A 25,779-nucleotide genomic window follows, 5' to 3' on the forward strand; every position below is an offset into this window, starting at 1 on the left:
GACATCCTTAAGATAGTAAAATGGAGTAAGTCATACAATAATGATAGCTATAACAGCGAACTGCTATTTTAGTAGCGGTTATAGCTCATCAGAAAATGGCGTAGAATCGGCAGGTAGGGTATAGTCTTCGTTTGCCCAAGCGCCTAGGTCTATAAGCTTACAGCGCTCACTACAAAACGGCTTAGATTTATTATCTTGCCAAGCTGTTTTCGTACCGCAGCGTGGGCAAGGATAAGTTTTGGGTAGGGGATTGGGGGTTGGTTGGGTCATAAGAAAATGAGAGTATCCTCGGATTCATCAGTGAATAAAAATGGTTATAATAGCACGCGATTATTAAAAGACAAATATAGACAAAACACAAATATAAGGGCGCGCCTATATCTTTAATTAGTAACTTTAGCAAGGATGGCGCAGATAAGGGAAGTACCTCTTAGGTTTTTCTATTGTACTTGCAAGCGGATGGGAAAGTTTTTAGCGATTACCATCGAATGGCAGTTGATACTCAACATAAGCATTTTAAAAATAAGTAGCTAGCATGTCACCTTTCAGAGACTTAGAAGCCATAATAGCCTAAGCAAACAAAAATAAATTAAAAAAACCGCCACTAAAGGCGGTCCAAAAATCTACCTACTATTATACTAAAGAAAAAGTTTCACCAACTTGTTAGAATCTGTATGAGCGTCAATTACCGTTAAAAACGTATAGGCCCCAATAAACTTACGGCTGATAAACATAAACTCTTTAGGAGGTAGGTTAAACTCGAATGATTGTATCGCACGAGTAGCAGACGCTGAAAGTCGTGAATGCAGTTTACTACCTGCCCAAATATAACGTTGTTGCTCATCCAAGCAGCTGACAGGGATGTCAGGATTAGTTGCGGGATTACTAAAAGGTTCGGTAGCCAGTAAAAACAGCGAGGCAACATCAGTACGGACCTTATCACTCATACTATCAAAAAAATCATAACCTGTCATAACTAACGCCATTGCCTGATGATCATGATAGTAACCTGCTCGTAATAGGCCACGCGCTATCGTCAATAGAGTGTTATCAAATTGACGAATAGCACCAAAATCCAGTAAAACTAGTTTGTCGATCTCAGCATCATCATCTTGGTCATTATTGCCGATACGCACTAAATAGTTACCAAAATTTGGATCAGTTTGCATCTCGCCCCACACAAAAATCTCTCGCATCATAATTTCGATGGCAGCTTGACCAATCGCGTTGCGGCGCTCGTGAGGCACTAAGCGCAGCGCTTCGGAAACAACCGAAACTCCTGGCTCATAAGACATACACAATAAACGCTTAGTTGAATAAGTACGATTTATTTTGGGAACCACATAACGCGGATCATCGAGTAGACGTTCATAAAAACGTTCTGTCGTTGCGGCTTCTGCCTCATAATCCACTTCATGATGGAGTAGATCACGTATTTCCTCAAACCAAGTATCAAGTGAGCGCGTTTGCGGAACGATATTACTTACTTTTAACAAGCGTTTGAACAATGCCAAATCCGAATCAATAGCGTCTGCCACCCCTGGATATTGAACTTTTAACACCACTTGTTCGCCAGTAGCCAACACGGTTGCACGATGAACTTGGGCGAGGGAAGCGGTGCCAATAGGAACAGGGTCAACGTCAAGTTCGCTTAGCTTGTCACCCAAGATACGCTGTAACGTTTGCTCTATTTTTGACCAAGTGAGTGTTGCAGTATCATCATTGAGTGTTTGCAGCGCACGAGTAATTTCAGGCGGCAAGACGTGCTCACCATACATAGCTAACATCTGACCAATTTTGACTACCGAACCTTTGAGCTTGCCAAGCTCTACTGCAACATAATTCGCCTGTGCTTCCATAAAGGCTTGATTGCGTACCGTGCGTGCTTTTTTGTCTAAAAACATACCAGAGACACTATTGCCCGCCCAGCGGCGACCAATATTCAAGGAGGTTTTAGCAATCGACAATCGACGTTCGAACCCTGAAGTTTTTAGGTTATCAATCGATTGTTTATTATTAGAAGGTTTAGACGGATCATGTGCCATAAAGATCATCATTCATCGGGGTGGTATTGATTTGCGGGTTACAGACCAGCAATACAAGCCAGTAATAAAAAGAATATGCAACGTAAGTATAAGAAATTGTACCATACAAAATGATATCGGTTGATGAGCCTTAGAGGGCTTATAACAGTTACTTTGTAAGCTCAAGTTTTGCTATTGAGACTAGATAAGGCCATCAGACAATTAATAAAATATCAAAAAATTCGACCTAGTATGGTACTAGATCGAATGAGGATTAATTCTAGAAAATCTCACTTTTTATCAAAAAGTATCAAAATGTCAGGAAATGCACTTCTATTAAGTTGTTAATAATTTTCACGTGCGATAGCATGATGACCGATATCACGGCGATAATGAGCACCATCAAAACTAATCGCGCCAGATACAGCGAGTGCTGCTTGCTGCGCTTCCAATATATTGTCTGCCAACGCAGTGATACATAATACACGCCCGCCATTGGTGACAACGGCTTGGTCGTCATTTTCATCAATCGCCGTGCCAGCATGAAAAACTTTTACGGTGTTATCACGTTGAGCAGCAAGCTCTGGCAATCCAGTAATGATATCGCCTTTAGAAGATGTTTCTGGATAGCCTTTCGATGCCATCACAATGCCTAATGCAGGGCGTGCGTCCCAATTGGCTTGATTGGGTAACTTACCAGTTAACCCTTGAGCAACCAAATCTACCATTGAGGACTGCAGGCGCATCAAAATTGGCTGCGTTTCAGGATCACCAAGGCGACAATTGAACTCAATCACAAATGGATTACCAGCTTCATTGATCATCAACCCCGCATACAAAAACCCAGTATAAGGATGACCTGCAGCTTTCATGGCATCAACGACTGGCTGAATGACTTGTGCCATTACTTTGTCATGGACGTCTTTGGTAACCACGGGAGCAGGGGAGTATGCGCCCATGCCACCGGTATTCGGGCCGGTATCTCCTTCAAAAGCACGCTTATGATCTTGGCTAGTGGCCATTGGTAAAATGTTCTCACCATCAATCATACAAATAAAGCTGGCCTCTTCACCTCTTAAAAATTGCTCGATGACCACGCGGCTACCCGCATCGCCAAATTTATTGTCCGCTAGCATATCATCAATAGCTGCATGCGCTTGTTCAATGGTTTCGGCAACGATGACACCTTTACCAGCTGCAAGACCGTCAGCCTTAATGACAATTGGTGCGCCTTGTTTATCAACATACGATTTAGCGCTGGCAACGTCAGTAAAGCCTTGATATTCGGCAGTGGGAATATTATTTTGCGCCATAAATTCTTTGGCAAAGGTCTTAGAGCCTTCTAATTGCGCACAATAAGCCGTTGGCCCCCATGCTTGAATACCAGCATCACGGCAGGCATCTACAATACCGATGACTAATGGTGCTTCAGGGCCAACGATGACCATGTCTATGGCGTTATTTTGGCAAAAGTCTATGACCGCACTGTGTTTTGCAGCACTAGGTTTTCCAAAACTAAGATTGCCTGCACCAGCAGTAACTTCTAAAATGACGTTTTGACACTTAGGTTCAAGGGCAGTACCTGCATTGCCAGGGGCAACGTAAATGTGCTGTACCTTGTCATCTTTTGCACACTGCCAGGCTAATGCGTGTTCACGACCACCTGAGCCAATCACCAAAATATTCATCATACGTTTTGCCCTTAGCATTAATTGTTAGTAGCCAGTTAGTAAATTACTGTTAAGCATAATGCTGTATTCTAGCAAAAAAGTCGCATTGATTGCCATGAGTATCCCTGCCAGCACGCAAAGGTTGCCGTAGTAACCATTCAGACGGTTCAATAATAGCGTAGACTACTCATTATAGATGAGCCAATAAGTTAATCTTGTTTAACCATCAGCCACTAATTGTACTAAAACTAGAACTGATGGTGTTATTGATAGATGGTTTCATTAATAAAGGTTATCGACCTGATGCTGATCCATAAAATGATTGTGCTATTGCTAGGCGAGCAGGTGCGTTACAATTCATCGGACGAGCGCTGTCACTATCATAAGCACTACTATAACCAGTCGCCTGCCAGCATAAGAAAAGAAAACACACGGAAGAATAAGTTATTAGTGAATAACGTCGATAAACAGACGTAACTTTTAAACAAACCTCTTAAATACAACCCTAAGAATCAAACTTATAAAAAAGGAAAAACAAACGCGATGCCAAACTCCCTAAGTATAACAACAGAGCGTATTGGCCAAATAAGCGATATTGCCACCAGTTATGTGCAAAAGGATAAATCGCTCCTGGATCATTTTATTCACAGTTACTATCGACCGCTACATCAGGAGACGGCAGGAGCCATCAGTGATGCCGATCTTGCGGGTATGGTGCTGCATCATTTTACCTTGCTAACCGCCTATGATGGCAAAAAGCCGCAGCTGACGGTTTTAAACCCTATTGCTGAAGAGCAACACTTTCATAGCTCGCATACTATTATCCAAATGGTGGCGTATGATCGGCCATTTTTGGTAGATACTTTATTGATGACCCTTGAGGCGCAGGGTATCGATGTACATCGCACTTACAATACTATTATCAATGTACAGCGTGATGATACCGGTACAATCACCCAAATTGATAGTGCACCCGAAAGCGCGACTTCTCATATGTCATTGATTCATTGTGAGATTGCTTACCAAGATCATGATGAACTTGCAGCCCTGCATCAGTTGTTATTAGACAAAGTTGAGACGCTAGATACGGTGGTCGGTGACTGGGAGCAGATGCATACTCAGCTGACGGACATCAAAGCTGAGCTGTTACAAAAACCGCTGCCTGAGGGGTTTTATTCACATCAAGAAATTCAAGCATTCATAGATTGGATATTAGACGATCACTTTATCTTTTTGGGCTATCGAGAATACCGCCTAGAAGGGGGCAATCATATTGCCGTTAACAACGATAAGACGAATGAGAACAAAAAAGGTGGCGCCAACATGGGTGCTGACCTAGACTTATTTGCGATTGGTAACAGCGGTCTTGGCTTGCTGCGCGGTGCTGAAGAAGACCGATTATCGACCAGTTTTGATAAACTACCTACTGAACTCAAGCAGTTATTGACCGTGCCTCGCGTACTGATGCTATCTAAATCAAGCCGAGTGTCACCTGTCCATCGTTCGGTATATATGGATTTTTTGGGTATTCATAAGTTTGATGATAATGGCAAGCTAGTGGGGGAATATCGCTTTATTGGTCTGCTAACGTCACAAGCTTATCAGCTAAGCGTGCAACAAGTCCCACTACTACGCGAAAAGTCCTATAAGATAATGGCCATGGCAGAATTGCCACGTGATGGTCATGCCTATCATAAAATGATGTATGTGATTAATACCTTACCACGTGATGACTTGTTTCAAGCCAGCGTCGAGGAGCTATATCCTATTGTCTCTGGTATTAGCCAACTACAAGATAAAAAAAGTCTGCGTTTATTCAGCCGGATCGACCCTTATCAGCGCTTTGTGTCGTGCTTGGTTTATATTCCGCGCGATAAGTTCAATACTGAACTGCGTATTAAAGTACAAAACGTCTTAAAAGAAGCTTATGGTGGCACGTCATCTGGCTTCACAACTGAGTTCAATGAATCAGATCATGCCCGCGTCCATGTGCACGTGCGTACCGTACCGGGTCACGTCAATGAGATAGAGAACAGTGTACTTGAGGCTGAGCTGTCAGCACTCATGCAGTCATGGAGCGATCACTATCAAAAAATGCTGCTCGACAATGTGGGTGAACAACAAGCCAATGCTTTAATGCGCCGGTTTTTGCATTACATTCCGGCCGCTTATCAAGAGCGTTTTGATGCCCATACTGGGGTCGAGGATACCAAACGTCTGGCAAAATTGACGGATGAGCAGTCGATGATTTGGCATCTGTATCAGTCAACAGGTGATGCCAGAAACCAGTTACATCTGAAGCTGTATGGTCGTCAGCAACCGGTTATTTTATCTAAAGTATTGCCCATTCTAGAAAATTTTGGCGTTTCGGTCATCTCAGCACAAACGTATGAATTTGATTTGCCTGAGCAGTCTATTTGGATGCAAGAGTACGAGTTGACTTTGCAGCATGTGGATACGGTTGATATGCAAGTGGTGCGCGGCCAGTTTGAGGACAGCCTCAAACAAATCTGGGCAGGGCGCATTGAGAGCGATACCTTTAATGAATTGGTTTTAACCTCCAATATTGATGCTTATAATGTGGTGGTACTGCGTGCGTTATCACGCTATATGCGCCAAGCTCGTGCGCCATTTTCTAAAGATTATATTCAAAAAACAGTGGTGAAGAACAGCGCTATCAGTGTGGCTTTGGTCAATCTGTTCGATGCGCGTATGAATCCTAGATACGGGAATGATGGCCGTATGGAAAAAACAACGCAGATTCAAGCGCAGATTACCAAAGCGCTGGCAGGTGTCGATAGCTTAGATGAAGACCGTATCTTGCGCTGGTACTTAGACTTGATTAACGCTATGGTACGGACGAACTTTTATCAAACCGAAGCTGATGGTCAGCGTAAAGACCGGCTGTCGTTTAAGTTCTTAGCAGCAGATATTCCAAATTTACCCAAACCTAAGCCGATGTTTGAGATATTTGTGTATTCACCCCGTGTTGAAGCGGTGCATCTACGCGGCGGAAAAGTCGCCCGTGGCGGCCTACGCTGGTCAGACCGCATGGAGGACTTCCGTACTGAAGTGCTCGGTCTCGTCAAAGCGCAAATGGTCAAAAATGCGGTGATTGTCCCTGTGGGCTCTAAAGGCGGCTTCATTGTGAAGACCAAAACCATGGCCGACGGTCGTGATGCTTTCCAAGCCGAAGGCATTGCCTGCTATCAGATCTTCCTGCGCGGTATGCTCGATGTCACAGATAATATTGTCGATGGCATCATTGTCCCGCCAGCAGATACCGTGCGTTATGATGACGATGACCCCTACTTAGTAGTCGCGGCAGATAAAGGCACGGCAAGCTTCTCTGATATTGCCAATGCCTTAGCCGCTGAATACAACTTTTGGCTCGATGATGCGTTTGCCTCCGGTGGTTCGGTCGGTTATGACCACAAAGCAATGGGTATCACGGCACGCGGCGGTTGGGAATCAGTAAAACGCCACTTCCGTATGCGCGACATGGACATCCAAGACCGTGATGACTTCACCGTTGTCGGTATCGGTGATATGAGTGGTGACGTATTCGGCAACGGTATGCTGCTCTCAACCCATATCAAGCTGGTTGCTGCTTTTAATCACCTACACATCTTTATCGATCCAAATCCTGATACTGCCACCTCGTATGCAGAACGGGCACGCTTGTTTGAGATGCCGCGCTCGACGTGGGAGGATTATGAAAAATCTTTGATTAGCCAAGGTGGCGGTATATTCTCACGGCAAGATAAAACCATCGCCATCAGTGTTGAGATGAAGGCGCTTTTTGATATTAGCGATGACAGCCTTGCGCCCAACGACTTGATCAGCGCCTTACTGCGTGCACCAGTTGACCTGATTTGGAACGGTGGTATCGGCACTTACGTGAAAAGTACCAATGAAAGTCATGCCGATGTCGGCGATCGTGCCAATGATGTGTTACGTATCAATGGTAATGAGCTGCGCTGCGCCGTCGTTGGCGAGGGCGGTAACTTAGGCTTCACTCAGCAAGGGCGTATTGGATACTCCCAGGCGGGCGGGCGTATCTATACCGATGCCATTGATAACTCAGGCGGCGTTAACTGCTCAGACCATGAGGTCAATATCAAAATTTTACTCGGCAAAGTGGTCGAGCAAGGCGATATGACACTAAAACAGCGTAACGAGTTGCTTGAGAGCATGACCGATACCGTCGCGGAATTAGTATTGCGTCAAAACTATCTACAACCGCAAGCCATTGAGCTCAGTCAAATTCGTGCCGAAGCAAATGTCAGCGATCATCAGCGTTTCATTCAGCTGTTAGAAAGTGAGCAGCGCCTTGACCGCGCGATTGAATATCTGCCATCAGATGAGGAGATTGTCAAACGCCAAAAAGCAGGAACTGGCTTGACCAATCCTGAGTTAGCCGTGGTTATGGCTTATGGAAAAATGTGGGTCTATGACAACTTGTTATTATCAGACTTGCCTGAAGCGCCGTACTTTATCAACGAGCTACGCAAATACTTCCCAGATGAGCTCGCCTCCCGCTTCTTTGATGAGATGACTGAGCACCGTCTACACCGCGAAATCATCAGTACTTATCTGACTAATAGCGTAGTCAACCGCCTAGGTATCGAGGCACTATTCCGTCTCTATGAAGAAACAGGGCAGTCGCTAGCGACTATTATTCGTGCTTATGTTATTGCGCGTGATGTCTTTAATGTCTCAATAGCGTGGCGATTGCTTGAAACACTAGATAATAAAGTCGATGCTAAGCTATTGCTACAGCTTGAGCTGCGTCTGCGTGATGCGCTCGAACATGGCGTGGTTTGGTTTATCAACGCCTTTGGTCAAGACTTGCAAGTCGCCGACATGATTAGCCGCTTTGGCGATAGTGTCGAGCAGTTGACCAAGTCCGGTGGGTTTATCGAGCAGCAGTTCGCAGATTACTTACAAGAGGATAAGGTACGCTTAAGTAATGATGGACTAAAGGATAGCAATGCATCGCTGTTCGCCATGATGCCTTATCATGTCGATGCCCTTGATGCAGCACTACTGTCTGAACAATATGAGCGTCCTGTTGATGAGATTGCAACCTTATACTTTGAGGCTTATCAAGTCTTGCAGCTGGATTGGATGATGGATAACATCGCTACTTTACCGCAGCAAGACTATTGGGATCGCCGCGCTCGCCATGCGCTAATCAATGAGCTGTCCCGCAGCTTACGCTTGCTGATGGAGAAGGTATTGTCACAGCCCAATGCCAAGCAAGCCTTTGATGATTGGAAGTCAAGTCATGAGTCTCAGATTGGATCAGTAACAGCAGAGATGAAAAAGTTAGATGACAATGATGACAGTAACATTAGCTTATCGACGCTATCAGTGCTGATGAGTGAGATTAGTGGTGTAGTGACCAAATAAATATTTGTTTATAAGTATTTATAAAAACAACAAACCCATCCTTAATAGTTTAAGGGTGGGTTTTTTAATGGCTGATAATCAATCGTAGAAAGAAAGATAAAAACAGAACCGTACGGGTCTCTAACATAACCCTAGTCAGCTGGCAATTTTATGACAGCCTTGACCGGTGATTTCACTAAAACCGCCAGATATTTTCTTCACCTGAATTTGAGTCATGATCCGCTCTTTCAATGCCTGAACATGAGAGATGATACCGATAAGCTTGCCCTCTTGCTGTAGGCTAGTGAGCGTATCAAGGGCAATATCTAACGACTCTTCATCAAGCGTACCGAAGCCTTCGTCCAAAAACAGCGAGTCCACGCGAATATTGTGGCTGGCCATCTGTGACAGCCCAAGCGCTAAGGCGAGACTGATAATAAAACCTTCGCCACCGGATAAGTTTTTGGTGCTACGGATATCACCGCCTTGATAGTTATCGATGACATTGAGCTCCAGCGCGTTGCTATCATCATGAATAAGGAGATAGCGGTCGCTCATCTTTTGCAGCTGTAGATTGGCATGGCTAATCATCACTTGGAAGGTCAGACCTTGCGCGAAGGTGCGGTACTTTTTACCATCAGATTGACCAATCAGCTGATTAAGCTGCTCCCAAATCTGACTGTTTTGCTGCTGCTCGTCGATGGCACGTAGCTGCTCGGTATGACTTTTTTGATTGGCATTATGGTCTGATAGTACCTGTTGAAGGCCCCCTATTTGTAGCCCGATGTTATCGTATGCTTGCTGCTTGTCTTGCTGTTGACGCTTTAATATATCTAGAGTTTGGTCTTCAAATTCATGACTGCTTTTATGGTTCATGGTTTTGTGATTAATGGTTTTTTGATGAAGAGTCGCTTGGTTGTCATCAATACGCGTTTGCAGTTGTGACACGTTATCATTTAATAATTTATCACGCTGTAGCAGTGCATCTCGCTCAAATTTATCTAGCCTTGCTGCTGTAAAGCTACTCTCGTCGGTAAAGTTTTGCTCACTGAGTATTTGTACAAACTTATCATTGAGTAACTGTAACTGCGCCTCTATATTTTTAATATCTATGACAAGCTTATCCAGGGAGTTGTGGGTATATTGCAGTTTATGGCGAGCATTATCAGCCTGCTGGCGTGTTTGAGCGAGTATATCATTCGCCTGTTTTACAGCGTCTTGTAGCTGCTGCGCTCTAGCATCAATATCTGGCTCTTTGGATAAATGATTGCGATCTTCGGTAAGCGTATCTCTATGCTGCTGCTCAGTGCTGATGTTATTATCAAGCTCAGTCAGCTGCTCTGTTAACTCTGTTACCTGATGCGCCAACGAATCACGCGCGGCACTTAATACATCACTCTTCTGCGACGCCAGGTTTAAACCTTCGTGTGCTTGCGTCCACGCGGTAAGTTTGTCTTGTAGCGCGTAATATAATGCTTTGAGCTCAGACATACAGGCGTCAACCGCTTCTAGTTCTAATCCTTGCTGTTGTTTTACGCTGTCTAGTAACTGATTGGGTAAAACCAATCCCAGTGATAGTGAAAGTGATAGTGAATCTAGCGGATTCAGAGGTTCTAACAACGTAGCCATCTGCGTTTGTAGGGTGTTTATCTCATTAACAGTAGCCGTAAATGCTTGCTGCTGGCTGTCTATGCGCTGCTGGACAATAGAGCACTCAGCTTGAGAGCTTATTTGTTCTTGCTTAAGCTGTACCTGTTGTTCCTGTATTTGCTTTAAGCCTAGCTGCTGAGTATTCATCTCGCCTTCTAATTTTTCCCAATCTTCTAAACGTTTATGAATATCAGCCGTTATAAGTGTCAGGCTGTTTCGATCTTCTTTTAGATCAGCAAGTAGGGCTGTCAGCAACGGATAAGACAGCTGATTGGTATCATCAGACTCCAGTACAGAAGACTGATTTAAGATCTTAAAATCGTTACCTTTATCGATGCCTTTATTATCAACAGCATAATTAATATCTTTAAAACTACTGCTATCGACCTCTATTCTGAGCTGATTAATAGCGTTATGCGATTCAGTCTGCGCAGTATTCCGCTGCTCGTATAGATTTTCGATCTGTTGTTGTAACGACTGCAACTCACTTTGAGCACGAATATGCTGTTCTTGAGTGCGGCGTAACGCTGCGTTTTGCATATCAATATCTTGCTCAAGAGTGGTGATAGCCTGAATCACGCGCTGCATTTGTTCATGCTTAGAGATATCTTGACCAAGGCTCGCTGCTTGGAGTACTTGGGCAAATTCAGCGGGCGGATTGTCATGATAAGGATGGCTGGTCGATCCACATAGAGCACAGGGCTTGCCATCTTGTAGCGCTAAAAAGTAATCTTGTAGCTGAGCCAGCGCTTGCAGGGTTTCTAAGTGTTCTTGCTGCGCGCGTTTTTGTTGTTGTAAGCTCGCAATAGCTGTCTCTAACTGGGCATTTTCTTGACTATATTGGGTGCTAGTAGCGGTTAATGGATCGATATTGGTGGTGGATTTTGTTATATTCTCTGTCAAAGATAATGCTTGTTGATAATGGCTGTTGATAGTGTCTAATAACTGGCGTTGGCTACTTAAGTGAGCAAGGTGTTGATGGTGCTGGTTGGGTGATTTGCCTGCTAACAAGGCTTGTCGCTTAACTTCAAACTGAGCAATCCTCTCTTGTGCTTGATTACTGGCAATCTTATTATCGCTAAGCTGAGTAGCTAGAGTAGCAAGTGCCTGATCAAAATCCGTTAACTTTGCACGGTCAGTCTTATTTTCACTCAGGCGCTGAGCGTTACTAGTGAGCTGTTTTTTGAGCTCGCCAGCATCACGGCCAAAGCCGGCCAGTCCATAGTCGTTATTAGCAAGGATCGCATCTTGTTCATGCTCGGATAAGTAGTCTTGCTGCTGCGCTTGTTGTTTATGTAGCTCAGTCAGCGCGGTTTCTTTGGCCATCAATTCTGTATTGCGCTGGGATAGCCGTTCAGACACGCCAGCGCGCTGCTGCTGCTTGTCCGTTAAAGCTTGGCGGACACCATTTAACTTTTGATCAAGCGTGCGCACTTGAGCAATAATAGGACGTTCACGCTCCCATTGCGTACTGGCTTGCTGTTCCTCATTTTGGGCGCTGACTACCTGATTATCAGCCGCGGTTAATTGGGCTTGCTGCTGCGGAAGCTCAGTCTCAACCGCGTGTTTTTGTTGCTGTAAACCTTTTAAATACACGCGCTGAGCATATAGTTTGCCATAGTCTGCCTCAATCTCTAAGGCACGCATTGCCGCTCGTAATCGGGATGCCTCAGGGGCGAACTGCGCTTTAGCATCCTTAGCATGAGTCAGTTGCGCTTGTTGATCCGCTATGGTCTTATTCAATGATTCGATATCAGTAAGCCAATTAATATGCTGGGTCAGAACCTCTAATTGGGTTTTATGTTGCTGCTGATCGCGGCGTTGTGTTGTAAGCTCTGCGTTATAATCACTGATCTCAGTAGGCGTTAATAGTTGTAGACCACTAAGTTTGGCTTGCAACTTTCCCAATTCAGCTTTTTCGTCGCGCAATTGTTGAAACGTGCGCATAGAGATGGTGGCATAAATATCGGTGCCAGTGATTTTTTCTAAAATATCAGCACGCTCATCAGGCTTAGCCTTCAAAAATGCGGCAAAGCCACCTTGAGCCAATAATATAGAGCGGGTAAATTGCTCAAAATCCATACCGGTAATGGCTTGGATACGTAACTTGGTTTTCTTGAGCGCACTATCTAATATTTTATCAGTATCCGCATCAGCGATTTCATGAGTCGCATCTTGCAAATTTCCTTCAGGCTTATCATGCGCGCGGCGCTGTCCCCAGCGGCAGCGATAGCGCGTCTCATCGATTTCAATTACCACCTCGGCAAAACAATCGCCGGTTTGCCGAGTCATGACTTCATTGCTACTTTTACTGATGATTCCAATACGCGGCGTTTGCGCATAGAGTGCGAGACAAATGGCGTCTAAAATAGTGGTCTTGCCAGCCCCTGTTTGCCCTGTAATTGCAAATATGCCGTCATTCAGGTATGCAGGAGTCGTGAAATCAATATGCCATTCACCTTTTAGCGAGTTTAAATTTTTCAAGCGTAGCTCTAAGATGCGCATGGTAGTCAGTTACTCTATTGCAGTGTTAGGGTTTAAAGATTAAATGGTGAGAGAGGGTAATAAAAAAACCAAGGTAAACAAAGATATTGGCAAAAGTACAGGGGCACCCTTATTCAGCATTGGCATCATTTTGTTCAATCATATGCAAGATGTGCTGATAGGCATCGCGTAGGGCAGGCTTTTGCGTGTCTACAATCTCATGAGCGCTTAAGCAACGCTCAAATACCTCATCGCAGCTTAGATCTTGTAGGGCTTCTTGGCTGTGCGCTTGCATCATGACCCTATCTTTAATTTGCTTGTTACTAATTTTTAACACCACAATGTCACTGTCCGCAACCAGGTCATTAATTCGCTCGCGCAAGTCTGTGATAATCTCCGCGCCGTTATAAATGACCTCAAGCCAGATACTTTGTGATAACTGGACAAGAGCCGTCAATTCAGCGCTTATCCTCGACCAATCACCACTAATCTGCGCTAGCTTTTGAAAGCAAGGCACAGGCAAAGTGTGTACTTGCATAACCTTATCAGGGTCATAAAACATCTGCCCAGCGTCCATTTTAGGCGTTTGGTTTTCTTGTGGGGTGTCTTTGATGACATTGGGGGTATTGATAATATTGGTAGTGCTGTTAGTAGTACCAGTCTGCTCATCATTGACAATATCAGTGTTTTCTTCTAGATCAGCAAACAGATCTGGCGTCGTATATTCAGAACGTACCGCCGCTTTAGAGGTTTTAGGAAGCTTGGATAAGGGGGTAGATACTTTAGAGGTAATAAATTTTTCAGTGCTTATGTTTTTGATGTCATCGCTGTCATGACTCTTAATACCACGATTACGAATAGTGTCACCAAACTGAATCAGTAACACCTGTTTTTGTTGCCTTGCTTCCCCAAAGCCCATCGCGATTGGCGAGCCGCAATAACGAATGTGCTCATAGCCGCCCACTTTTTGCGGGACATGTAAATGACCCAGCGCCACATAATCGATAGCAGAATCAAAGAGGTTTGCTGATATCGAACCTAGCGAGCCGACATACAGGTCGCGCACGCCATCATCTTCTGTGGTACGCCCGCCAGCGGCAAATAAATGACCCGTTGCAACGATGGGTACATGTTGTCCATAAGTCGTAAGTAAGGAGGCCTGCTCAGCAAGCGCGCAATCTGTCACCGCCCGATAATGCGCCTCTATACCAGCAATGACATTGGCATCTTTAGTACGGCCAGACTCGCCAGCTTGACTGCTACGCACATCGCGATCGCGTAAATAGGGAACGGCAGCAATCAGACATAGCGGTAGGCTATTTTCTGTATCATCAGATGATAATAGTAGCACCTCATCATTGGGGTCTTCGCACGCTGTACCGACTACCTGTACATTTAGCGCTTGTAGCAAGCCTTTTGCCGCATCCAAAAAAGTAGGCGAGTCATGATTACCCGCCACAATGACCACATGCTGGCAGTGTGTTTTTACAATCCGAGTCAAAAAATCATAATATAAACTTTGCGCGCGATTGCTGGGGGTCATGGTATCAAATATATCACCAGCGATGATTAACACATCAACCTGCTGGGTGCTAATCGTGTCATGGAGCCAGCTTAAAAAGGCTTCAAACTCGGCATAGCGCATATGCCCATACAGCCTGCGCCCTAAATGCCAGTCGGAGGTATGCAATATATTCAAAGGTCTAATATGAGAAGCGGTAGATACGGACATAAGCAGGCTATGTTTACGGTAAATAGAAAGCTTTTATTCTAACAAGAATTGACGGGGTTTACTGTGTTTGAATGGGTCTGGGTAGTAATACTATGCTTTGATAACTTAATCTGTTATAAAAAAACCACACTAACCCTTCTGCTAGTGTGGTTTTTTTTATTTGTATGGCGAACTTAATCAATCACCAACTGCTCTAAACTATCATCTTCCTGCCGCTCAGCGATATTGGCTATCATAGACAGTGCATGTGCTTGCTGACTGGTAGGCTGATAGTTAGAAGATGTTAAATCTTTGGGCGTGGCAGCCGTACCCCCACGTAGCCAATTGTTAGTAGTATCGCTCACGTTTTCATTGTGCTGCTGATTATGTAGACGGTACCAAGCCAAATCATGATGTAGGCTAACCACGTCACCCATAATCAGTAACGCAGGCGTTGGTAGTTGCGCTTTTTCTTGCTGGGCGACAATGGTAGCTAGCGTACCCGTTAATACTTGCTGATTGGGCATACTGGCATTGGAGATGACAGCGATAGGAGTATCAGCGCAGCGCCCCGCCTCAATCAAGCCTTCGCTCAAGCGTGGTAACGAATGCAGCCCCATGTAGAAAACGACTGTTTCGTCGGTATCGAGTAGATTTTTGAAATTATCGTTTGGTGCTCCAGCTTTTAAGAACCCAGTGACAAAACGTACCGACTGCGAATGATCTCGGTGGGTTAGCGGGATTCCGGCATAGCTTGCTGCTGCATTAGCGGCAGTAATTCCTGGAACGACTTGGTAAGGAATACCATGTGCACGTAAGCTTTCGATCTCTTCACCACCACGGCCAAAGATAAACGGATCGCCACCTTTTAGCCGCACCACACGTCGACCTTGCTTGGCTTCATTGACCAATAGTTCATTGATACCTAATTGCGCCACGGCATGGTTGCTGCGTTTTTTACCGACGAATACTTTATCAGCATCTCGGCGACACAAATCCAGCACTTGCGGCGATACCAGCGCATCATAAAATACAATATCAGCTTGTTGCATGAGTCGTAGTGCTTTAAAGGTTAATAGCTCTGGATCACCCGGTCCTGCGCCGACGATGTAAACTTCACCAATGGGCTGTACCGTTTTGGTCTCTGTGTCAGAATCAACTGTACTAGACGATGCAGCCTGCTCAGTAGTTGGTAGGGAAGCAAGTGTAGCGTGGCTATTTTTGTCGATTTGTGCAGCGGTACTGTCCAAGTCTGCTTGTAATCGCGCCGTTGCTTGGGTTTCATTTCCAGCAAACATCAGCTCACTGACTTGACCTTCAAAGGCGCGCTCCCAAAACTGCCGACGTCCAGTAAGAGTTGGTATTTTTGTTTTAACCTCAGCACGGAAATCACCGGCCAGCTTAGCCAATTTGCCATAGCCTTGTGGTATTAAGGTCTCTAACCGCGCCCGTAATAAACGTGCCAGCACCGGCGCTTTACCATTTGATGAGATACCAATCACAATTGGATTACGATCCACGATAGCAGGAAAGATAAAATCACATAAGGGCGGGGTATCGACCACATTGACTGGAATATTCAACTCAGTGGCATCGGCATGGACGTGGTGATTGAGCGTTTCGTCATCGGTTGCGGCTATAATCACGCGAGCGCCTATCATGTAGGTCTTATTATAATTTTCATATACTAATGTGTGCTTGGTATCTTCGAGCAGCGCTTGCAGCTCAGCACAGATGACGGGTGCAAGAACGGTGATACACGCGCCAGCACGGCTGAGCAAATCGGCCTTGCGCAGTGCCACATCGCCGCCGCCAACGATAAGCACTTTGCGGCCTTCTAATTTAAAAAATAGCGGAAAGGTGTTCATAGCGTCACCATTAGTTAGTTGCGGTCAATTACAGTTAATTTATGAAACCATTATGGGGCATTGCGTACTTATGCTCACCTAGCGTATTGGCATTAGTATATTCATTTTTGACATGTTAACGGTAGTTTTTGATGGGAAAAGGAATAGAAGTATAAAATAATGACGGGCATAAAAAATCCCGCTTACTGTCATAAGCAGGCCTAAGCGGGATTTTTTATCGGATTAGTTTTCTTCAAATACAATTACATAGTTGGCTTACTACAACTGGGTATGCAAACCACATTCGCGGTTCTCTTCTACTTTAGTTGGGTCAAAGTAGTCAAGCTCGTTCGGTAATTTGTTTTCAGTCAGATAAACATCCAAATCGGTATCGGTTTTTTCGAATAATGGCGCAACTTTTAACACGCCATCTTTTGATAGGCTTAGCACATCAAGACCTTGACGGAATTCCGTTTGATCTTTACGAATAGCATTGAACCAGACGTCAGGCTTTAGTTCGTTCAGCGCACGGCGGAAAGGCTCAAGTTTCACTTGTTCTGTGAACTCATCATGTTGTGGATTATCAATACCTGGGATGCCGTTCATAGTCGCGTCGCGGTGGGCAGCCGTTTGCTTAGGGATATAAGTGACGACATTTAAGTTTAGATCACGAATAAGCTTGTTGGCAAACTGATAAGTCGCGTCCGTGTTGTAGCCTGAATCTACCCATAGTACGGTGATTTCAGGGCGCTGCTTTGCGACCAAATGTAATATAGCCGACTCATAAGGGCGGAAGTTAGTAGTGATAATTGGGTTTTTAGCTTGGGTAAGTGCCCATTCGACGATTTCTTCTGGCGACTTGCCTTGTAGGTCTCTATTGGCTTGGTCAATATCTAAATTGGGGTGCAATTGGCTCATAATACTGTCCTTAACGGGAATTAACTAAAAAAGTGAGAAAGGTAAAACTTGAATGGTGAATGAGTTTAAATGATAAAGATCAAGCGCCAGCAAACATAGGTAAGTTGGCGGAACTGCGTCCAGCATGAGCACTGGCAAGGGCATTAAAAGCTTGGGCAATATCAAAATCAGACTGCATGACACGTTCGTTCAATACAAAACTGTCCGCGCCGGCACGTAAAAGGTAAGCAATTTGGTCACGACCAAATTCGCCTGCCATCCGAATCTCACCCTTATAGCCAAGTTGGCGTAGGGTTTGTGCAAAGCTAAAACCGCGACCGTCAGTGAAAGCGGGCACATGAATAACAATCAAGGCTTGCGCCAATAAAAACTCTGTCAATCCTGGCAGCGCATCGGTATCGGTATTTGCGGTAATCCATAAACCTAGCCGACTGCTATGCTGGATTAACAGCTCATACACTTGTTGCAATAGTCCACCAGCAAGTGTATCGGTTGCGCTAAGTAAATCAGTCAGCGGTACCAGTACATCGAGCTTCTCTTGTTTGTGTAGCAGCTCAAGCAAGGTGACATGTGTAAGTGCAATACCATCTGGCAGCTCAGCAGTGGTAAGCGCATGCCAAGTGTCTTTACTACTAATATCAATACCGTTGCTATTTAGCACATGATGATTACCCATAGACCTTCTCCTTGAATGGGGCAATGCCAACGCGGTCAATCACATCGCCAAAGCGTTCAACATCGTCTTCAGTCTTTGCGCGTAGCTCAAGATATACGTCCAAGATTACTTGCAAAGTACTGGCAACGTCAGCTGCAGGGACGGCTCTACCTAGTATTTTTCCAATTTTGGCATTATCGCTAGAGTTACCACCAAGGCTGATTTGATACCAGTGTTCGCCTTTTTTATCGACGCCTAAGATACCGATGTCACCAACGTGATGGTGGGCACAGGCATTCATACAACCAGACATATTGAGACGAATCTCACCCAAATCATATAAATAATCAAGGTCGTCGAACTGTTTTTCGATTTGTTCCGCGATATTGTAAGTAGTGGCATTAGCAAGGGAGCAATAGTCCCAACCAGGGCAGACGATCATGTCGGTTAAGGTATTGATATTGGCACGGGCTAAATTCAGCTTGGCCAATTGCTGCCATAGCTCATACAAATGACTAACTTGCACATCAGCGAACACTAAATTTTGCTCATAGGTACTGCGCAGCTCACCAAAACTGTAACGGTCAGATAAGTCAGCTAGGGCATCCATTTGTGTGTCATTCACGTCGCCTGACGGCACATAACTGCCGTCGACCAAGCCTGCTTTTAGAGAAATAACCACCGCACGGTAGCCAGCCACTTTATGTGCGACCGTATTTTGGGTATACCAGTTGGCAAAGTCTTTATTGCTGGTCAATAGCTGTTGCAGTTCAGACTGCACTTGTAGCGCATCGATATTAATGTAATCAGGGGCACTAAAATAGCTGCTAGCGGTGGCAAAATTATCATCCGTTAGGGTGAGCGCGCCGTCTTTGATGTGTGCTTCCCATTCGGCATCGACCAATTTTGCAAACTCGCGACCGCCCATGCTCTCAACCAATATTTTGATACGCGCTTTGAACTTGTTATCGCGGCGACCATGCAGATTATAAACTCGCAAAATGGCGTCCAAATAGCTGAGCAGATGCTTGCGCGGTAAAAACTCACGAATAACTTTGCCAATGACTGGCGTACGTCCAAGTCCACCGCCGACTATTACTTCAAAACCAATCTCGCCTTCATCATTAGTTTTTACATGTAGTCCGACATCATGGACTTGAGTCGCGGCGCGGTCATTTTCCGTACCGATAACGGCAATCTTAAATTTGCGCGGCAAAAAAGCAAACTCAGGGTGAAAGGTTGACCACTGACGAATAATTTCGCAGTACGGACGCGGGTCAGCAATCTCTTCTTGATGAATGCCTGCGTAAGGGTCGGTTGTGGTGTTACGAATACAATTGCCTGAGGTTTGAATGGCGTGCATTTGCACGGAGGCCAAATGCGCCAAGATATCAGGAACATCTTCAAGGTTCGGCCAGTTCAGCTGGATATTGGTACGCGTGGTGAAATGCCCATAACCTTTGTCGTAAAGGCGAGTGATCTCAGCCAATTTTCGCAATTGATAGCTGGCAAGTAGCCCGTATGGAATGGCGATACGCAGCATAGGTGCATGACGCTGAATATAGAGCCCGTTCTGCAAGCGCAGCGGTAAAAACTGCTCTTCTGGCAGTTCACCCGCCAAAAAACGCTGAGTCTGGTCGCGAAATTGCGCAACCCGTTCCTCAACCAAAGCTTGGTCAGCATAGTTATATTGATACATGGCGTACTCTCAGTTTTGTTTTAATCTTGAAGGCGGTGTAAAAAATTGCGCTAATGGTATATAAAAGCAGCAGCGAAAATGGTTTGCGTGTGGGGTGGCGTCTCAAAAAACGGTTTCAAAACAATATGGCTATACATGATATAAGGTTGGAGTTTGAATCATAAATTCATTTCAGTCATATCCATATCCAAACACAGCATAAATTTTCATAACGAAAGTTAGGTAGCCTATGCTTATAGAATACAATGCATCATAACCAATTGCCTATTCAAGCTCAATTCACGATTTTATTCATATTTTTTTGTTATTTAAATATTTCTTTCTCACATTTTTATTTCACTACTATTTATCTGAGGTCTTCGAGATTAACATGACACAACTTGCATCCACCGCATCAAAACCCGAATCAAAATTAGTCCCGCCACATGGTAGTGCGATGCTTAAGCCGCTATTATTAACCGGCACTGAACGCGAACAGGCACTTAAACTTGCCAGCACTTTGCCAACCATTACCCTGAGCTCACGCGAGCGCGGTGATTTGATCATGCTAGGTATTGGTGGCTTTACCCCGCTGGATGGTTTTATGAATCAAGCCGATTGGCAAGGTGTGGTTGATAATATGCACCTGCAGTCAGGTAAAAATTCTGGCTTATTTTGGCCGATTCCGATTACCTTGTCTGCCCCTAAAACGACCGCCGATAGCCTGAATCAAGGCGATAAAGTGGCTTTGGTCGCTGAGGACGGTGAAGTCATGGGTATCTTGACGGTGGAGGAGACCTACACTATTGACAAAGAACACGAGTGTCAGCAGGTTTTTACCACGACAGATCCAGAGCATCCAGGCGTTCAGCAAGTATTGAACCAAGGTGAGGTCAATATTGCAGGCAGTGTTAAGGTACTGAGCGAAGGCGAATTCCCAGCGCTGTACCCAGAGATTTATAAAACGCCTACCGAAACGCGGCAGATACTAAATGATAAAGGCTGGCAGACGGTTGCGGCGTTCCAGACTCGCAATCCAATGCACCGCTCGCATGAGTACTTAGCCAAAATTGCCATTGAGATTTGTGATGGGGTGCTCATACATTCATTACTAGGCGCGCTTAAACCGGGCGATATCCCAGCTGACGTGCGTCAAGAAGCCATCAAAACCTTAATTGACAACTATTTTAGACAGGATACCGTTATTCAAGCGGGCTATCCGTTAGATATGCGTTATGCAGGTCCTCGTGAAGCGCTGCTTCATGCGCTCTTCCGTCAAAACTACGGCTGTAGCCATCTGATTGTTGGGCGTGACCATGCGGGTGTGGGTGATTATTATGGCGCGTTTGATGCCCAGACTATCTTTGAGCACTTAGATAAAGACGATATTATCACTCAGCCGTTAAAGATTGGCTGGACGTTTTGGTGCAATGCGTGTAATGCAATGGCTTCTGACAAAACTTGCCCGCATGATGCCTCGCAGCATGTCAAAGTATCAGGGACGAAACTGCGTAAGGCACTATCGGAAGATGAAGAGGTACCAGAAAACTTTAGCCGCCCCGAAGTGTTGCAGGTTTTGCGCAATTACTATGCAGGTATCGCCCGTGAAGAACGTGCCGAAGTGAAATTAACTGGTGCGTCTGCGGTTTAAGAGACCCGTATCCCTCGTTAAAAAGCCGTTAAAAAAAGGTGCCAGACGTTAAATCTGGCACCTTTTCTATTTATTAAGTCTTAGCCGTCAGTTGAAGGTCATTTAGCTGATGTTTAAATGACCTTCAAGCTTTTGGTAATCGCCAGCCAACATACCACCACCGGAACAAAAATAATTCAGTGCCTGTTTGTCTTGGCTGTCAATAGACAGCATGCCGTCCTTGAATTGAAAAAAGGTTACGCTGTCGTTGGCTATAGTCTAAAAAATGACACCGTGAGCATCATCCTGCTAGATCATAATTGGCTTATCACCTTATCGTATAACTGTCTAACAAACCTAAATAATGGAGAATACCTAATAAAAGCACTTATGCCAAGTTAATTACTGGTTACCCTTATTTGTCACTAAGCGTTGCCCGTGCAAGCTGCTAGCATGGCGCTCATTATCTAGAGTTTTAACCAACGTTACCTTCTAACTCTTAGCTCAATAACTGTATTCTGTCCCGACAAATATCTTCTATTCCAATAAATATTGTCATAAAAAACGGTTTAATAAAGCCCATATTATAAATCCAACCTTATAGAGAGCTACCATGCAACCTATTAATAAAGCTACCAACATCGCATCTCGCCACGCTGACCCTAGTTTGGCATCCGCTCAAAAAAATATCTTGCCACGCCCTTTGGTGATGGGTGCTGCGCTTACAGCCATGATGATGTTTGTTACTGCCTGTAATCCGGTTCAGGAAACCCAAGACGGTACAGATAATGCGGCGAGCGACAAACAAAACATCGAGCTACTGAACGTCTCTTATGATGTGTCACGCGATTTTTATAAAGAGTACAATTCGTTATTTAGCAGCGCTTATCAAATGCAGTATCCGGATAGCGAGGTGGATATTAATCAGTCACACGGTAGCTCAAGTAAGCAAGCACTGTCCGTTGCTAATGGCCTGCAAGCCGATGTTGTGACCTTAAACCAAGAAAGCGATATGAATATGCTGGTGGATAAAGGTCTGGTAAAAACCGATTGGCGCCAAGCTTTTCCTGATAATGCCGTTCCTTATACTTCCACTATGGTATTGCTGGTTCGTAAAGGCAATCCAAAGCAGATTGAAGATTGGCAGGATTTGACAAGATCTGATGTCGAGGTGGTGATGCCAAACCCGAAGACTAGTGGCACCGCGCGCTATGCCTTTTTGGGGGCCTATGGTTATGGACTGCATTATTTTGCAGAAGAAGCTTATCAAAACCCCGTTCAAACCAATGCGTATATCAGAAAACTACTGGCAAACGTCATCACTTATGACAATGGTGCACGCGCTGCTACTACCAGCTTTACCCAGCGCGGGTTAGGCGATGTACTTATTACCACCGAAAATGAGGCGCATTTGGTCGCCAAGCAATTTGCCAAAGGACAGGTTGATATTGTTTATCCCAGCTATTCTATTGCCATTAATAATCCGGTCGCGATGGTCAAAACCGTCACCGATAAAAACGGCAGTACGGACGCGACAAACGCTTATTTAAAAGGTTTATGGGACAAGCCTGCGCAAGAACTGATGGCGCAGATGTATTTACGTCCTAGTGATGAAAAGGTACTGGCAGCGTATCAAAACACGTTACCTAACATAAATACCTTTGAGCCAGTGGCCGTGTTTGGATCTTGGGATAAAATTATGGATACCATCTTTGTCGATGGTGGGCTGTTTGATGAGCTGGCACGTCCGTAACCGTAAGAACAAAGAATCGGTAGCTGTTTCAATTACCCTTAGTTAGCTATATATTCCATTTTGGCAATAACATACACATATTCGTCATTAAACATAATAAGCTGGCGCTGTTAGCATAACTGCATTACATCTTATATCCCTGTATATAACTTTAGAGGCACTTATGACATCTTACGCAGCAAGCAATTTGTTCAGCAAAAAGCTCAGTATAAAGAACAGCCCCTACAAAAACAAAGCACTCAGCGTGTTAAGTATTGCAGGCGTTGCGATGACCTTGGGACTTACTGGCTGTAGCAATAGTGAGCAGGCAGACACGACTGTCAATGCTGATGGCACGCCAGCAGCGGGTCAAAACATCGAGTTGTTAAATGTCTCTTATGATGTGGCGCGCGATTTCTATAAAGACTATAACCCATTATTTATTGAGCATTATAAAACTGAAAACCCCGATACTAATATAACTGTCAATCAGTCTCATGGCGGCTCGAGCAAACAAGCACTATCAGTCGCTAATGGCTTGCAAGCCGATGTAGCCACTATGAATCAGGGCTCAGATATTGAGTTATTGGAGAAAAGAGGCTTGGTTGAGGCAGATTGGGAAGAGCAGTTTCCTGATAACGCGGTACCTTTTACCAGTACCATCGTCTTTTTGGTACGTGAAGGCAATCCAAAAAACATTCAAGACTGGGAAGATTTAACCCAGCCGGGTCTTGAGATTGTAATGGCCAATCCGAAAGTTACCGGTAATGGTCGTTATGCATTCTTAGGCGCTTATGGCTATGGCCTGCACACCTTTAATAATGAAGAAGCTCCTGCTAAAAACTACGTTAAAGAAATGCTCAACAATGTCAAAGTCTATGAGAATGGTGGACGTGCAGCAACCACTACCTTTGTCCAGCGCGGTATCGGTGATGTGTTGATTACCTTTGAGAATGAAGCCAACCTTGCTGCTACTGATTTTGGTAAAGGTGAAGTTGACATCATTTATCCTGAGTATTCTATTAAGTCTGAGAGTCCGGTTGCTATTGTGAAGGCGGTCACGGATAAAAAAGGCACCACTGCTGCGGCAAAAGCCTATCTTGATTACTTATGGAGCGAGCCTGCCCAGCAATTAGCAGCTGATCTTTACTTACGTCCTAGCGTAAAAAGCGTCCTTGATAAAAACGGCGATAAATTACCACCGATTGATACCTTCCGTCCGAACGAAGCATTTGGCTCATGGGATGAAATCATGGGTACTTACTTCAGCGATGGCGGTGTCTTCGATCAGTTAGCGATTAAAGATCCACAGTAGTTATTGTATAGCCGCGCTACTTTAGAAAAAATACAGTATGGCTGGGAAAAAATTTACCAGCTATACGAAACTATATAAAGGACATGGCCATCTGCGCTATGTCCTTTATACCGTAAGCCTTCTAATAATACCTGTACAACATGGTTTTTACGATAAACACCATCAGTTAGGCAATAGGACATCATTATGAGTGCAACAACTTCTCCTGCCAGCAACAAACCTAATAAAAAAGGCTGGCTGACTCGCATGCGCCAGCGTAATGTGCTGCCAGGGTTTGGGCTGAGTATGGGTATAACGGTCTTTAGCTTGTCGTTATTGGTGGTACTACCGTTTGCAATGATGGCTTATACCACAACCCAGATGGGCTGGATGGGATTTTGGGAAACCATTACCCAGCCGCGGGTCACCGCTGCTATCAAACTGAGCTTATGGATGTCCTTCTTAGCGATGTTGACCAATATGGTATTTGGCACGCTGGTGGCGTGGGTATTGGTGCGTTATGAATTTTGGGGTAAGTCGTTGATTAACGCCTTGGTCGATTTGCCTTTTGCGCTACCGACCGCAGTGACGGGTATATCTCTTGCGACTTTATATGCGCCGAATGGTCTCATTGGGCAGTGGTTTGAAAAGTTTGATATACAAGTGGCTTTTACCCCTATAGGGATTTGGTTGGCACTGGTTGTTGTAAGCTTCCCTTTTATTGTGCGTGCCGTCCAGCCAGTATTGGCAGAATTATCGGTTGAATTTGAAGAGGCGTCTGCGGTACTAGGGGCGAATCGTTTAGCCACTTTTCGTAAGGTTCTTTTACCGGAGATGCTACCCGCATTATTAATGGGCGCTGGCATGATGTTTGCGCGCGCGACTGGCGAGTATGGTTCAGTGATTTTTATTGCTGGTAATATTCCGATGGAGTCTGAAATTCTACCGCTTATCATTATTGGTAAATTGGAGCAATTTGATATTCAAGGGGCCTCAGCGGTGGCGTTGTTTATGCTGATGATCTCGTTCGTGATTTTATTAACCATTAATATAGTACAGTGGAAACTGTCGCGCCGCGTAGGAGCTCGCTAA

At 44.8% G+C, this 25,779-nt stretch carries 15 protein-coding genes; 6 read left to right on the plus strand and 9 right to left on the minus strand.

Translation table 11 applies throughout. The features are described 5' to 3' along the window. Positions 1–78: 78 nt before the first annotated feature. The 3 genes from U1P77_RS04310 to purD form a co-directional block, all read right to left on the minus strand. Complete coding sequence (locus U1P77_RS04310) at positions 79–270, minus strand: DNA gyrase inhibitor YacG (RefSeq protein ID WP_321156151.1); 192 nt, start codon at positions 268–270, stop codon at positions 79–81. 368 nt (positions 271–638) lie between these two features. After that, positions 639–2,045, minus strand: a complete 1,407-nt coding sequence (locus U1P77_RS04315; protein WP_321156152.1) for an ABC1 kinase family protein — start codon at positions 2,043–2,045, stop codon at positions 639–641. 323 nt (positions 2,046–2,368) lie between these two features. Continuing rightward, positions 2,369–3,712, minus strand: a complete 1,344-nt coding sequence (gene purD, locus U1P77_RS04320) for a phosphoribosylamine--glycine ligase (protein WP_321156615.1) — start codon at positions 3,710–3,712, stop codon at positions 2,369–2,371. Between the two features lie 285 nt (positions 3,713–3,997). Here purD and U1P77_RS04325 point away from each other — a divergent pair, with 285 nt between their 5' ends. Both U1P77_RS04325 and U1P77_RS04330 read left to right on the plus strand, forming a co-directional pair. Continuing rightward, complete coding sequence (locus tag U1P77_RS04325) at positions 3,998–4,171, plus strand: hypothetical protein (RefSeq protein WP_321156153.1); 174 nt, start codon at positions 3,998–4,000, stop codon at positions 4,169–4,171. 66 nt (positions 4,172–4,237) lie between these two features. Continuing rightward, the gene (locus U1P77_RS04330; protein WP_321156154.1) at positions 4,238–9,109 is read left to right on the plus strand and encodes an NAD-glutamate dehydrogenase; all 4,872 of its coding nucleotides are present in this window, start codon (positions 4,238–4,240) and stop codon (positions 9,107–9,109) included. A gap of 135 nt (positions 9,110–9,244) precedes the next feature. Here the strand turns inward: U1P77_RS04330 and U1P77_RS04335 are convergent, their stop codons facing one another. From U1P77_RS04335 to U1P77_RS04360, 6 genes are all read right to left on the minus strand, one after another. Then, the gene (locus U1P77_RS04335) at positions 9,245–13,222 is read right to left on the minus strand and encodes an SbcC/MukB-like Walker B domain-containing protein (RefSeq protein ID WP_321156155.1); all 3,978 of its coding nucleotides are present in this window, start codon (positions 13,220–13,222) and stop codon (positions 9,245–9,247) included. A 130-nt stretch (positions 13,223–13,352) separates the two neighbouring features. Next, positions 13,353–14,954, minus strand: coding sequence for an exonuclease SbcCD subunit D C-terminal domain-containing protein (locus U1P77_RS04340; protein WP_321156156.1), 1,602 nt, complete (start codon positions 14,952–14,954; stop codon positions 13,353–13,355). A 173-nt stretch (positions 14,955–15,127) separates the two neighbouring features. Next, a complete protein-coding gene (gene cobA, locus U1P77_RS04345) occupies positions 15,128–16,801 on the minus strand; it encodes a uroporphyrinogen-III C-methyltransferase (protein ID WP_321156157.1) in 1,674 nt (557 codons plus the stop codon). A gap of 258 nt (positions 16,802–17,059) precedes the next feature. Next, a complete protein-coding gene (locus tag U1P77_RS04350) occupies positions 17,060–17,698 on the minus strand; it encodes a phosphoadenosine phosphosulfate reductase domain-containing protein (RefSeq protein WP_321156158.1) in 639 nt (212 codons plus the stop codon). Between the two features lie 79 nt (positions 17,699–17,777). Then, positions 17,778–18,374 (minus strand): DUF934 domain-containing protein, encoded by a 597-nt coding sequence (locus tag U1P77_RS04355; RefSeq protein WP_321156159.1) that lies wholly within the window; start codon positions 18,372–18,374, stop codon positions 17,778–17,780. Further along, a complete protein-coding gene (locus U1P77_RS04360) occupies positions 18,367–20,052 on the minus strand; it encodes a nitrite/sulfite reductase (protein ID WP_321156160.1) in 1,686 nt (561 codons plus the stop codon). Before U1P77_RS04360 ends, U1P77_RS04355 begins: the two co-directional genes overlap by 8 nt. A gap of 370 nt (positions 20,053–20,422) precedes the next feature. Between U1P77_RS04360 and sat the strand changes: the two genes are divergently transcribed. The 4 genes from sat to cysT all read left to right on the plus strand — a co-directional run bounded on the left by sat (position 20,423) and on the right by cysT (position 25,779). Then, on the plus strand, positions 20,423–21,682 hold the full coding sequence (gene sat, locus U1P77_RS04365; protein WP_321156161.1) for a sulfate adenylyltransferase: 1,260 nt from the start codon (positions 20,423–20,425) through the stop codon (positions 21,680–21,682). A gap of 592 nt (positions 21,683–22,274) precedes the next feature. Continuing rightward, a complete protein-coding gene (locus U1P77_RS04370) occupies positions 22,275–23,414 on the plus strand; it encodes a sulfate ABC transporter substrate-binding protein (protein WP_321156162.1) in 1,140 nt (379 codons plus the stop codon). A gap of 268 nt (positions 23,415–23,682) precedes the next feature. After that, positions 23,683–24,708, plus strand: coding sequence for a sulfate ABC transporter substrate-binding protein (locus U1P77_RS04375; RefSeq protein WP_321156616.1), 1,026 nt, complete (start codon positions 23,683–23,685; stop codon positions 24,706–24,708). A gap of 246 nt (positions 24,709–24,954) precedes the next feature. Beyond that, on the plus strand, positions 24,955–25,779 hold the full coding sequence (gene cysT, locus U1P77_RS04380) for a sulfate ABC transporter permease subunit CysT (RefSeq protein WP_414479066.1): 825 nt from the start codon (positions 24,955–24,957) through the stop codon (positions 25,777–25,779).

The organism is Psychrobacter sp. LV10R520-6, assembly GCF_900182925.1.
Lineage (GTDB): Bacteria > Pseudomonadota > Gammaproteobacteria > Pseudomonadales > Moraxellaceae > Psychrobacter.